The sequence below is a fragment of the Bacillus sp. CR71 genome (assembly GCF_003429245.1).
Lineage (GTDB): Bacteria > Bacillota > Bacilli > Bacillales > Bacillaceae_G > Bacillus_A > Bacillus_A thuringiensis_S.
In genome coordinates this window covers 5,023,323-5,035,645 of the sequence record NZ_CP031748.1, presented here as the reverse complement: position 1 = coordinate 5,035,645, position 12,323 = coordinate 5,023,323, and the positions used below count along the sequence as shown (strand labels likewise).

The following is a 12,323-nucleotide window of genomic DNA, read 5'->3' as shown; positions in this document are numbered from 1 at the left end:
ATAAGCAGAAATATGTTACAATAGAAAAAAATCGAACGAGGTGGTTGTTACGATGCGATCGAAGCGAGAACAAGCCATTTTAGACAATATAAAAGAATGGGAAGCGCAATTAGTTGAGCAAGAAGCGACCGATTTTCAAAAAGTGTTTGATAAATGGTTACATACTACAGTTGCGAAATTACCTGAGAAAAAGCGAAAAGAATTCTTCACGAAAGCAGATGGATGGCTCTTTCATTTGCATGCATTTATTCAAAGTTCACAAGCACAGTTAGATGCACGTAATCGGATTTTAGGAACATCGAGATTATTTGATGAATCGATTGAACAGCTTGAAGATTTGAAAGCATTATCTATTGATCAGTTAACATACATAGCAGAGCAGCAAACAGCACGTCATCGTCTATATTCGTTTGTGCAAGGCGGGGCGACAGGTGCTGGAGGTTTATTATTATTAACGGCAGATTTTCCGGTTATGATCGCGTTAAATGTGAAGGCAGTCCAACTTATTGCAACATCATTTGGGCATGATGTGAACAAGCCTTATGAAATGATGCTTGCGTTAAAGGTGTTTCATGCGTCATTACTACCAGGAAGACTTCAGCAATACGCATGGTACAATTTATTGCAAGAGCTGGAGCAAGAAGATTCGTTCTTTTATGAAGGAGACGAAGCAGTGTTGCAAACAGCTTCTACTGAAGTTGTGTTAAAACAAATTTTGAAGACATTTTCGATTTATGCTCTTCGTCGTAAATTATTCCAAGGTATTCCGGTAATTGGAATGGCAATTGGATCTACAGTGAACTATCGTTTAACAAGAAACGTTACTGAATTTGCAAATAGATTTTATCAAGTGCGCCATATAGTCGAGAAAGAAAAAAGAGCATAAAAAAAGCGAGAGGCCGAAGCCTTTCGCTTTTTTAATTTGTTGCATGTTTTTTGGACATTGGAACAGATACTGGCTGCTTTTCTGCTGTTTTTTCTGTTTTTGGATAATAAATTAAATCCAATGTTTTTGCCTGTACGGCAATCGAAAGAATAGTAAAAGCAATTTCTGTCCAATTTAAATAATATAATGAAAGCGCAAGAACAATCGCATCAAAGACGAAGAAAATTTGCCCAATTGTAAAACGAGTTCGTTTACTTAATACAATTGTTAAAATATCGTCTCCACCGGTTGCACCGCCAAATCGCAATATAAAACCGAGTCCAATACCAGCTAACGCACCGCCAACTATTGCAGCTATAAATAAATTATTTGATAAATCTACCGTAAATGGAGAATAATTTTCCATTAAGGAATAAAATAATCCGAATGAAATAGAACCTAAGAATGAATAGCCAACCATTTTTCTACCCAAAAATGAAGCACACAGTAAAATAATTGGGATATCCATTAATACAGTTGAAATAGATGGTGAAATATCATAAAAGTTTTGAATGAATAGTGCAATTCCTACAAAGCCACCTTCTGTTAAGTGGTTTTGGAAGTGAATGTGATATAGCGCTGCTGCTAAAATAAATGAACCGATTAAAACCATAAAAATTTCTTTAATAATTTGCCGACTTTGGATGTTCCTCATCGTTATTCCTTCTTTCCGTAGTTAGTAGTCCTTTTTGTGTTGTAAACTAACTACGAGCTCACATGTAGCTTTCAGTTAGTTTACGAAAAAACTAACTACGCTATATGTCGCTGAAGAAATAACGAATAATCCTCTCGTCCATCAATTCTCCCTACCTTCGTTTTAGTTTAAGTCTTAAAACGACTAAACAAAACGTGGAGTAGGATTCGTCATTTAGCAATCCTGCTCTTCTTTGTTTTGTTTAGTTAGTAACAATTAAGTCCTAAACAAAACGCTATGTGTAAGAAGAGTCTTTTTTTTGCCAAATTATCCTTCGGGCAATCATAATTTCCCCACTCTCGTATTTTTTTCGCTAGACTAAAGTATCTGAGCTGAAAAATACGCTACGTGTATGATTCGTCAATACGATGCCACATGCTCCTTCGAGCGATCATGATATCAAAATCCCTTCCTTCAAGATTTATACTATTATATCATACTTTTAAAAAATGTATGCGGATGGAAACCGACAATAAACGGAGGGAATCTACAAAAAATGTTATGTTTAAATATTTTTGTAGCAAAGCCTAAGTTATTTCAGAGGATTGGACAGTTTGTAACGGTTTGTCCAATAAGCAAGAAAAAAAGGGTTTTATTCCGTTGTGTTCTTTTCATCACTTTTATCTTTAAAAAACGAATCCCAACTAATTACACTTAAAAAAGTTAAAGCGATAATAACGAAAGCACGCATAAGCTTTAGACCTCCTTTTGTACATAGTATATGAATCATTCGATTCGAAATGTGTCATTTTTTTACAACTCTTAACTATTATGAGAGCATATTAATATAGATAGATGAAGGGGAGAGTGAAGATATGCTAAAAGACATGTTCAAAAGAAAAGAATTAATATGCGTTTCATGTCAGAAAAAAATTCAATATGAAGAAGAACTTGTTGCTTTTGTAAAGTTGCCGAAAGAAAGAAGTATATTAGTTGGTCCATTTGATGTGTGTTTGGCGAAAACAGCACAAGAGATATATTGTAAATCATGTTACGACAAAAAAGCATGACCCAAAGTAATTGAGGGGCATGCTTTTTTCATTGGTGTGCTTTCCCCTCAGATACATTTTGAGTGAGTCGATACCAAAGCCAAAGGTCATTAATGATGGAAGCAAGATCGGCAATTTCTGAATTTAGTTTACAAGAAACTTCGAAGTCTTCTTCGTTATTTAAATGATGTTGTTTTGTATTAATATAGTGCTCAAGTTCTTTTATACGATCAGGAATTTTCCCGCGAATTTGTTCCCATTTTAGTAAAATAGCATGCTGCATTTTTTCGGGGATATCTTCCCAATCTTCTTGTAAATGCGGAATTTCAATTCCTAGATGATTATCGTATAAGAAATACTTTTCCATAAGTTCACCCCCGTTTTCCTGCTTATATTGTACAGAAAAACAGAAAAAAGTTCGACGAAATTGTTTGAAAAAATTTGAAAATGACTCTTGATACATTTTGTAAAAGGTGTTAAAGTTTGAATTATTATAAAAGAAAATGAATATTTATTCTTTAGGGGGATGCAAAATGGAGAAGAAAAAAGTTGTATTAGCATATTCCGGAGGTCTTGATACTTCCGTTGCAATTAAATGGTTACAAGAGAAGAATTATGATGTTATCGCACTTTGTTTAGATTTAGGGGAAGGAAAAGACTTAGGGTTTGTGAAAGAAAAGGCACTTTCAGTTGGTGCAATTAAATCATATATGGTGGATGTCCAAGAAGAATTTGCGAATGAATATGCATTGATGGCGATGCAAGCACACACATTATACGAAGGGAAATACCCTCTTGTCTCTGCATTATCTCGTCCGCTTATTGCGAAGAAATTAGTAGAAATCGCAGAACAAGAAGGTGCAACTGCAGTTGCACATGGATGTACAGGAAAGGGAAATGACCAAGTTCGTTTTGAAGTTTCTATCCAAGCATTAAATCCTTACTTAGAAGTGATTGCGCCTGTACGTGAATGGAAGTGGTCACGTGAAGAAGAAATTGCATATGCAAAAGAAAACGATGTACCAATTCCGATTCATTTAGATAGCCCGTTTTCAATCGATCAAAACTTATGGGGACGCAGCAACGAATGTGGAATTTTAGAAGATCCATGGGCAGCACCACCAGAAGAGGCATATGAGATGACATTAGCATTAGAAGATACACCGAATAAACCAGAGTTTGTAGAAATCGGATTTGAAGCAGGTGTACCGACGACTTTGAATGGTACTGCATATTCACTTGCAGAATTAATTAAAACGTTAAATGCACTTGCTGGAAAACATGGCGTTGGACGTATCGATCACGTAGAAAATCGTCTTGTCGGTATTAAATCTCGTGAAGTATACGAATGCCCAGCAGCAATGACGTTAATCACTGCACATAAAGAGTTGGAAGATTTAACACACGTAAAAGAAGTAGCGCATTTTAAACCAGTGATTGAACAGAAAATAACAGAACTTATTTATAACGGTTTATGGTTCTCTCCTTTAAAACAAGCGCTTCATGCATTTTTACAAGAAACGCAAAAGAATGTAACAGGTACAGTGCGTGTAAAATTATTTAAAGGTCATGCGATTGTAGAAGGACGTAAATCTGAATACTCTTTATACGATGAAAAATTAGCAACATATACTGCTCAAGATGAATTTAATCATGATGCAGCAGTTGGATTTATTTCATTATTTGGTTTACCGACGAAAGTATACAGCCAAGTGAATCAAAAGAAGGTGGAAGCGTGAGCAAACTTTGGGGCGGACGTTTTACGGAAGAAGCGGAAGCGTGGGTTGAAGAGTTTGGAGCATCCATCTCCTTCGATCAACAATTAGTAAATCAAGATATAAAAGGGAGTATTGCACACGTAACGATGCTAGCAAAGCAAGGCATCGTTACGAAAGAAGAGGCAGAGAAAATAAAGATAGGTCTTCAATATTTATTAGAAGAAGCGAAACAAAATAAATTGCATTTTTCGGTTGAAGCTGAAGATATTCATTTAAATATTGAAAAGATGTTAATTGAAAAAATCGGTGAAGTAGGAGGGAAACTTCATACAGGCCGAAGTCGTAACGATCAAGTGGCGACAGATATGCATTTGTATTTAAAAGAAAAGGTAGAACATATTATAAAAGCTACAAAACAATTGCAAACTGTTCTTGTTCATCAAGCAGAAAATAACATTGAGACAATTATGCCTGGCTATACGCATTTACAGCGTGCCCAGCCGATTTCATTTGCTCATCATATTCTTGCTTACTTTTGGATGTTAGAGCGTGATGTGAATCGTTATGAAGATTCATTAAAGCGTATTAATATCTCCCCATTAGGAGCAGGAGCGCTAGCTGGGACGACATTCCCGATCGACCGAGAATATAGTGCGGAACTTCTTGGGTTTAATGGAATCTATGAAAATAGTTTAGATGCAGTAAGTGATCGTGATTTCATACTGGAGTTTTTAAGTAATTCATCTATGCTCATGATGCACTTATCACGTTTTTGTGAGGAACTTATTTTATGGAGTAGCCAAGAGTTTCAATTTATTGAAATGAGCGATCAATATGCGACAGGTAGCAGCATTATGCCGCAAAAGAAAAATCCGGATATGGCGGAACTAATCCGTGGTAAAACAGGCAGAGTATACGGTAATTTATTCAGTTTACTTACAGTAATGAAAGGATTACCACTCGCTTACAATAAAGACTTACAAGAAGATAAAGAAGGAATGTTTGATACAGTCAAAACAGTAGAAGGATGCCTTCATATTATGGCGGGCATGCTTGAAACGATGACTGTAAACAAAGAAAAAATGGGGCAAGCTGTGACGCAAGATTTCTCCAACGCAACAGAAATTGCCGACTACTTAGCAAACAAAGGACTACCATTCCGTCAAGCTCATGAAATTGTTGGGAAGTTAGTGCTACATTGCACACAAAAAGGAATTTATTTATTAGATGTCCCGCTTGAAACATATCAAGAAATGAGCTCTTTATTTGAAGAAGATTTGTATGAAGTTCTTTCACCATATGCGGCTGTAAAGCGTCGTAATAGTGCTGGTGGGACAGGGTTTGAACAAATCAAAAACGCTTTGGAAAAGGCGAAGGGGTTAACGAAAGAAGTTATTAAGAATTGAGTTGGGAAGTACGCCAGTCTAGTAAAGTCTGGCGTACTTTATTTTTTACTAGCATTTAAGTTACAATGTAGTAAAAAATAACAATTTAGGGGAAGTCTATGAAAAAAATAGTGTTTATCATTGTACTGGTAATTAGTTTAATTGCAAATGCTAAAGTGTTTCTTTTGGACAAATATATGTATGTTGGTGAAAAAGAAAAGCGAGAAGAAGCGATTATCGCAACGATGTGGCATTTGCAAGATAAAGGATATAAAGAAAGTGATATTGCATACATAAAACCGGCCTTTTATAGCAAAATGGATTCGTATGGAATGAATGTGCAGTTTAAAGATGAACCAAATGAATCATATACATATAGAGTTTTAAAAGATGCGAAAACAAATAAACTAACTGTACACCAAGATAGCAATGAGCAAGGTGGTATGGGCGAGAAGCATCAAGAGCTTAAATAAAGAAAGAAAACGACTGATGGCATTCGCCTGCAGTCGTTTTTCTTTTAATCATACTTATGTCGATCTTCTGTAATTCGAATATACTCAATATCCATCAAATCACGAAGTAATGCACCATTACTTAGTTCAACGCCATGTTTTTCTTTAAAATGAGTGCGAATCTTATCTAGCATTTCAATTTCTTTGCCGTTCACGTCTAAAATAATGCGTTCAGAATCATCCATATAGCATCCTCCTTTTTTACACATATATATTTTGTCCGTCTATTTCTAAAAAATGTATGTTAACGTAATGTTAGGAAATAAGAAAGGGATGGAAAATGAGACGTATTTATCCCGCATTAACGGGCAGTAAGACCCCCACCTCAAAATTTAGCGAGAGCAAAGAAGTTAGGTGGGGATCAACTGCCCGTAAAAGCCCGATTGGTTCAACTAATAATCAGTGGGGGATGAACAAAACCCCCCACTGATTAAAGTTTCACTTTATTTTATAGGGCTAATTTTGTACACGCTAATTGTATTGTATGTTGCATTCCCAAACGTATTTTCATTTGGAAATGTAGAAACAGTACACGTTGCGATATTTATTTTTTCTCTATTTGTAGTAGATTGCTGTATTTCAATATGGCTTTCGAAAAGAAAACATGTACAAGATAAAAAAGAAATGGAACGGAAAAAGAGAAAACGTTCATTTTGGATGATGACGTACTGTTTGTCTTTAGTGCTTACTGCTGCTTTTTTTAGTGAGCATATTCCATTAGAAAGATTAAATATTGGGTTTGGAGCGTTCGTATTCGCATACTATTTTTTTATGCACTTTCTTCCTTATATGAAAGAAAAGCGAGGAGAAGAGGAAGACCCGCTTGTAGAAGAGGCGAGAGAACAAGAGCATAAGAGAATAGAAGGGGATATAAAGAAACTTGGAGAACAAAAATGGTATTTAAAATCAAAAATCATATATGTTCTTTGCTTCATTACGCCGCCAATTGGCTATTTGTACGTCTTCTTACTTCGTAAAAAAATGACAGAAGATGCAAAGTAAGCATACTTAACGGTTGCGACGATTATGATGGCATTATGGTCTTTGAAGTTTCTTCCTCCCTATGTATTAGCAATTACTGTTGTTATTGTGGCTTGTCTTGTATTTATAGTGAAATATGTGAAATGAAAAACACCAAGCCCATGTGGACTTGGTGTTTTATCTATAAATTAAAGATCACCTTGCTCCTCATCACCACGAACAACAAGGACATCGCATTTCGCATAGCGAATAATATGTTCAGAGACGCTACCGATTAGGAAGCGTTCAACAGCATTTAAACCAGTCGCACCACACATAATTAAATCTACTTTATGGTTTGGAGCGATTTCTTTTGAAATTTTAGATTTAGGGTTACCAAATTCTAATACAGTTTCAATTTTTTCAAGACCAGCTTCAAGCGCAGTTTTTTTGTAGTCTTCTAATAAGTCTTCTGCAAATAGATTTGCACGTTCAGCAATTGCACGGCTATAAGCCTCTACTGCTGAGTACGCTTTTACATCAACGATATGAGCGATTGTTAATGTTGCATTGTTGCGCTTTGCGACTTGAATTGCTTTTTTAAAGGCTTTTTCTGCTTCTTTAGAACCATCCACCGCGATTAAAATATTTGTATATGTATTATTCATAGTAAATTCCTCCCAATCTGTTTTATAACTGTTTACAACTTAATTATAAAACAAATTTTGGTAACGTGCTTGCCAGAAACGTTACAGAATTTTGAAAACTCTGTTTCAATTCATTTTAGTTGTAATTGGAGCGAGAACTTGTTACATATGAAGTATAGCAATTTAAAAGGAGGCATGTTTGTGAGACACGCGCTCATTACAGCCGGTACGAAAGGTTTAGGAAAGCAAGTAACAGAAAAGTTATTGGCTAAAGGATATTCAGTAACAGTAACGTATCATAGCGATATCACGGCTATGGAAAAGTTGAAAGAAACATATAAAAATATGGAAGAGCGTCTACAATTCGTGCAAGCGGATGTCACGAAAAAGGAAGATTTACATAAAATGGTAGAAGAAGCGATAAGCCGTTTTGGCAAAATTGATTTCTTAATTAATAATGCTGGTCCATATGTATTTGAACGAAAAAAGTTAGTTGATTATGAAGAAGATGAATGGAATGAAATGATTCAGGGAAATTTAACAGCGGTATTTCATTTATTAAAACTTGTCGTTCCGGTCATGAGAAAACAGAGCTTTGGCCGTATTATTAATTACGGATTTCAAGGGGCGGATAGTGCACCGGGATGGATTTATCGTTCAGCTTTTGCAGCGGCCAAAGTAGGACTTGTTTCATTAACGAAAACAGTTGCTTATGAAGAAGCGGAGTATGGTATTACTGCGAACATGGTATGTCCTGGTGATATTATAGGCGATATGAAAGAGGCAACTATTCAAGAAGCACGTCAGCTGAAAGAGCATAACACACCGATTGGTAGATCTGGAACAGGTGAAGATATTGCAAGAACCATTTCGTTTTTATGTGAGGACGATTCCGATATGATTACCGGTACAATTATTGAAGTGACTGGTGCAGTGGATGTTATTCATAGACATCGATAGAATAAAATAAGATGAAGTTTCAAATAATTGGACAGTTTATCCATTGTGCTGAGAGGTGCGGATAATACTGTCTTTTAATATAAAATTAAATCTATCGGAAAACTTGTATTATTTTTTGTCAAATATTGAGATATTATGTTAAAATATAAGAGCGTAGAAAGCGCTTTAAAAAATGATTCAGGGGTCATTTCATAACTCAAGGGGGAACTAATCATGCGTATCGGTATTCCAACAGAAATTAAAAACAATGAAAACCGTGTGGCAATGACGCCAGCGGGAGCAGTACATTTAGTACAAAATGGTCATGAAGTTTTTGTTCAAAAAGGAGCAGGTTTAGGATCTGGTTTTACGGATGAAGAATACGTACAAGCTGGTGCGAAACTTGTAGAAACTGCTGAAGAAGCATGGAATCAAGATATGGTTATGAAGGTAAAAGAGCCAGTAGCAAGTGAATACGGCTATTTCCGTGAAGGTTTAATTTTATTCACATACTTACACTTAGCTCCAGAACCAGAATTAACGAAAGCATTAATCGATAACAAAGTTGCATCAATCGCATACGAAACAGTACAATTAGACAATCGTTCTTTACCATTACTTGCACCTATGAGTGAAGTAGCTGGTCGTATGTCCGCACAAATCGGTGCACAATTCCTTGAGAAAAACAAAGGCGGTAAAGGTATTTTACTTGCAGGCGTTCCAGGGGTAAAACGCGGCAAAGTAACAATCATCGGCGGTGGTCAAGCTGGTACAAACGCAGCTAAGATTGCAGTAGGTTTAGGTGCGGATGTAACAATCATCGACTTAAGTGCAGAACGTCTTCGTCAACTAGATGACATTTTCGGTAACCAAGTAAAAACGTTAATGTCTAATCCATACAACATTGCAGAAGCTGTTAAAGAATCTGACCTTGTTATTGGAGCAGTATTAATTCCAGGTGCAAAAGCGCCAAAACTTGTAACTGAAGAAATGATTCAATCAATGGAACCAGGTTCTGTCGTTGTAGATATTGCGATTGACCAAGGTGGTATTTTCGAAACAACTGATCGTATTACAACTCATGACAACCCAACTTACGAAAAACATGGCGTTGTTCATTATGCAGTTGCTAATATGCCAGGTGCGGTTCCACGTACGTCAACTCTTGCATTAACAAACGTAACAGTACCATATGCAGTACAAATTGCTAACAAAGGCTATAAAGATGCTTGCCTAGGCAACTCTGCATTATTAAAAGGTATTAACACATTAGATGGATATGTAACATTCGAAGCAGTTGCAGAAGCTCACGGCTTACAATACGCTGATGCGAAAGAGCTACTTGAAAAAGCTCCTGCTTTATCATAATAGAAATACATTTGAGACCTTCCTTTTCATAAGGAGGGTCTTTTTTATATGGGGAAATAACATGTGAATAATTGTTATTTATCCCGCATTAACGGGCAGTAAGACCCCCACCCAAAAATTCAGCGGAAGCAAAGAAGTTAGGTGGGGGATGAATAAAACCCCCACTGATCAAAGTTTCACTTTATTGGTGTAAATCGATTTTTATTATGATAATTTAGAATTATATAATAAAAGAGGGGATTCAATGGGGAGTAAAAAAAGGAAGCAAAAGCAAGCTAAAAGACAAAAGTACATAAAGAAAAAACAGGAACAGAACATACCTTTTTCACAGAAAGTAGTCATTACGATAGAGAAATCATTTCGGTATATTTGTATGGCTCTGTATGTAATTTTGTGTATGTATTCATTTGGAGTGTTTTACAGTTTTGAGATAACTCCTAATATTATTGAGAGTATTTTAGTATTTATCCTTGTTGCAATAGAATTAGTCTTATTCGTTATATTTTTTGATACAGTATGGCCTAGTCATGAAAGTAAAAAAGATAGAAAAAGAAGCAAAAAATCTTCATACACTTCAAGCACATCAAGTGGATTCGGTCACTACAGTAGTAGTGATTGTAGTAGCTCAAGTGATGGTGGAGGTTAAGTTAATTTTTCAGAAGAACGACTAACGAAAGGATGGGATGAAATATGGAAACTGTGAACTTAATAGAATTAACAAAAGACATTCAAGATCAACATAAAAACTTCGTCGTTTCAAATATAAACAGTCATTGTTTACGAATCGCTGTATTTACTGGTGAATATGATTGGCACTATCATTCTAATTCGGATGAATTATTTATTGTGCTAGAGGGAGAATTACTTATTGATTTTGAAGATGGAGAAACAGCGGTTTTAAAGCCAAAGGATTCTATTTTAATTCCAGCATGTACGATTCATAGAACGAGAGCATTAAAGAGAACGGTAAATCTTTGTTTTGAACATATAGAGGCTGATACGATTAAAGTGGAGCAATTATGAAAAAATTATCTGTAGCTGAGTATGGAAAAGTTCTTCCGGTTTTAGAAGGTAATACAAGAACGACGACGTTTGCTTATGCCGTATGTGATCGAATGATAGATGGTGAGGTTTTTATAAACGGGCAATTAACAGCAGGATTAATTATTACAGCTAACGGTATCTATTATTTATTTGGTGATACGGATGATCACAAGTATAACGAAGATTTATTTTCGTATATCAAAAAGGCTATTGAAAAAACAGAGAAGAGATTTACACTGTTCACTTCGAGCGAAGAATGGGAAATGATGATAGAAGAGCGTTTTAGTAATGTACTTCGGAACATCCCGCGAATGAAATTTCAAAGCGTAACCTTTGAAGAGAAACAACGAGATTTTAACAAAAATACATATGAAGTGAAGCGTATTGATATAAGAGATATAGAGCGAAGCAGTGAATTTAAAGAGGAGTACTACAAAGAGTATTGGGGATCAAAAGAAACGTTTTTGAACAGTGGTTTTGGATTTTGTATAGAACAAGATGGGATAATTGTAGCTGAATGTGTCTCAATATTTAACGGGAATGGTTTTGCTGAAATAGATATTGCAACACATGAAGCGCATCAAGGGAAAGGATTAGCTCAAGCTGTTGCGACAAGGTTCATTGAACATTGCATGCAAAATGACATTATACCGAGCTGGGATTGTTATGTAGACAATATTCCTTCGCGAAAATTAGCTAGTAAATTAAGTTTTTATCATCCAATAGAATATAGTTTGTTTGTACGTAAGAAAACGGGGGAATAAAAATGAATGTAGAATTAACAAGATTTAAAGTTAAGCCTGGTAAGAGTCATCGAGTAGATGAATGGATGCAGCTTCTTAATGACAATTTGAAAGAAGTGCTTTTGACATTAAACGACGAAAAAATGTACGTTGAGACAATTTTCCGGGAAATAAGAGATGGAGAAGAGTACTTATATTGGTATTCTGTGCAAGGAAAAGGTGGGACTCATGTCGAAAATTCGCATCATGAAATTGATAAAAAGCACTTAGCATTTTGGTATGAATGTATCGATGAAGAAGCACCGTCTATTGATATGAAAACAGAAGTTGTTATGATTCAAGATGTTGTGAAGGAAGCGATGAAATAATAGATTGTTATTTTATAACCGTAAAATGATC

At 35.6% G+C, this 12,323-nt stretch carries 15 protein-coding genes and 1 pseudogene; 12 read left to right on the top strand and 4 right to left on the bottom strand.

What is annotated here, in order from left to right:
* Positions 1-52 precede the first annotated feature (52 nt).
* The gene (locus DOS87_RS25355) at positions 53-886 is read left to right on the top strand and encodes an EcsC family protein (protein ID WP_001256853.1); all 834 of its coding nucleotides are present in this window, start codon (positions 53-55) and stop codon (positions 884-886) included.
* A 31-nt stretch (positions 887-917) separates the two neighbouring features.
* On the opposite strand, the gene DOS87_RS25350 is transcribed toward DOS87_RS25355, so the two are convergent.
* The gene (locus DOS87_RS25350) at positions 918-1,580 is read right to left on the bottom strand and encodes a YitT family protein (protein ID WP_001244514.1); all 663 of its coding nucleotides are present in this window, start codon (positions 1,578-1,580) and stop codon (positions 918-920) included.
* 854 nt (positions 1,581-2,434) lie between these two features.
* Here DOS87_RS25350 and DOS87_RS25345 point away from each other — a divergent pair.
* Positions 2,435-2,629, top strand: a complete 195-nt coding sequence (locus DOS87_RS25345; RefSeq protein ID WP_000910278.1) for a hypothetical protein — start codon at positions 2,435-2,437, stop codon at positions 2,627-2,629.
* A gap of 28 nt (positions 2,630-2,657) precedes the next feature.
* Here the strand turns inward: DOS87_RS25345 and DOS87_RS25340 are convergent, their stop codons facing one another.
* A complete protein-coding gene (locus tag DOS87_RS25340) occupies positions 2,658-2,975 on the bottom strand; it encodes a hypothetical protein (RefSeq protein ID WP_000417222.1) in 318 nt (105 codons plus the stop codon).
* Positions 2,976-3,141: 166 nt separating this feature from the next.
* Here DOS87_RS25340 and DOS87_RS25335 point away from each other — a divergent pair, with 166 nt between their 5' ends.
* The 3 genes from DOS87_RS25335 (at position 3,142) to DOS87_RS25325 (ending at position 6,184) form a co-directional block, all read left to right on the top strand.
* Complete coding sequence (locus tag DOS87_RS25335) at positions 3,142-4,347, top strand: argininosuccinate synthase (RefSeq protein ID WP_000412339.1); 1,206 nt, start codon at positions 3,142-3,144, stop codon at positions 4,345-4,347.
* A complete protein-coding gene (argH, locus tag DOS87_RS25330; RefSeq protein WP_098578053.1) occupies positions 4,344-5,732 on the top strand; it encodes an argininosuccinate lyase in 1,389 nt (462 codons plus the stop codon). The genes DOS87_RS25335 and argH overlap by 4 nt, the downstream gene beginning before the upstream one ends.
* A gap of 98 nt (positions 5,733-5,830) precedes the next feature.
* Positions 5,831-6,184: a DUF3139 domain-containing protein gene (locus DOS87_RS25325; protein WP_000724672.1), complete on the top strand. Its 354-nt coding sequence runs from the start codon at positions 5,831-5,833 to the stop codon at positions 6,182-6,184.
* A 44-nt stretch (positions 6,185-6,228) separates the two neighbouring features.
* Here the strand turns inward: DOS87_RS25325 and DOS87_RS25320 are convergent, their stop codons facing one another.
* The gene (locus DOS87_RS25320; protein WP_000342753.1) at positions 6,229-6,408 is read right to left on the bottom strand and encodes a hypothetical protein; all 180 of its coding nucleotides are present in this window, start codon (positions 6,406-6,408) and stop codon (positions 6,229-6,231) included.
* Positions 6,409-6,652: 244 nt separating this feature from the next.
* On the opposite strand from DOS87_RS25320, the pseudogene DOS87_RS25315 reads away from it, so the two are divergent.
* A pseudogene (locus DOS87_RS25315) lies at positions 6,653-7,351 on the top strand (hypothetical protein).
* A gap of 41 nt (positions 7,352-7,392) precedes the next feature.
* Here DOS87_RS25315 and DOS87_RS25310 read toward each other — a convergent pair.
* Positions 7,393-7,851, bottom strand: a complete 459-nt coding sequence (locus DOS87_RS25310; protein WP_001066672.1) for a universal stress protein — start codon at positions 7,849-7,851, stop codon at positions 7,393-7,395.
* A gap of 147 nt (positions 7,852-7,998) precedes the next feature.
* On the opposite strand from DOS87_RS25310, the gene DOS87_RS25305 reads away from it, so the two are divergent.
* From DOS87_RS25305 to DOS87_RS25280, 6 genes are all read left to right on the top strand, one after another.
* Positions 7,999-8,790, top strand: a complete 792-nt coding sequence (locus DOS87_RS25305) for an SDR family oxidoreductase (protein ID WP_033668923.1) — start codon at positions 7,999-8,001, stop codon at positions 8,788-8,790.
* 213 nt (positions 8,791-9,003) lie between these two features.
* Positions 9,004-10,137 carry an alanine dehydrogenase gene (gene ald / locus DOS87_RS25300; RefSeq protein WP_001219401.1) on the top strand — a complete coding sequence of 378 codons (1,134 nt, stop codon included), beginning with the start codon at positions 9,004-9,006 and terminating at the stop codon, positions 10,135-10,137.
* Positions 10,138-10,381: 244 nt separating this feature from the next.
* On the top strand, positions 10,382-10,783 hold the full coding sequence (locus DOS87_RS25295) for a hypothetical protein (RefSeq protein ID WP_000534953.1): 402 nt from the start codon (positions 10,382-10,384) through the stop codon (positions 10,781-10,783).
* Between the two features lie 44 nt (positions 10,784-10,827).
* Positions 10,828-11,160 carry a cupin domain-containing protein gene (locus DOS87_RS25290; RefSeq protein WP_000450930.1) on the top strand — a complete coding sequence of 111 codons (333 nt, stop codon included), beginning with the start codon at positions 10,828-10,830 and terminating at the stop codon, positions 11,158-11,160.
* On the top strand, positions 11,157-11,945 hold the full coding sequence (locus DOS87_RS25285; RefSeq protein ID WP_098578052.1) for a GNAT family N-acetyltransferase: 789 nt from the start codon (positions 11,157-11,159) through the stop codon (positions 11,943-11,945). Before DOS87_RS25290 ends, DOS87_RS25285 begins: the two co-directional genes overlap by 4 nt.
* A 2-nt stretch (positions 11,946-11,947) precedes the next feature.
* A complete protein-coding gene (locus DOS87_RS25280) occupies positions 11,948-12,292 on the top strand; it encodes a DUF6176 family protein (RefSeq protein ID WP_074790342.1) in 345 nt (114 codons plus the stop codon).
* Positions 12,293-12,323 lie beyond the last annotated feature (31 nt).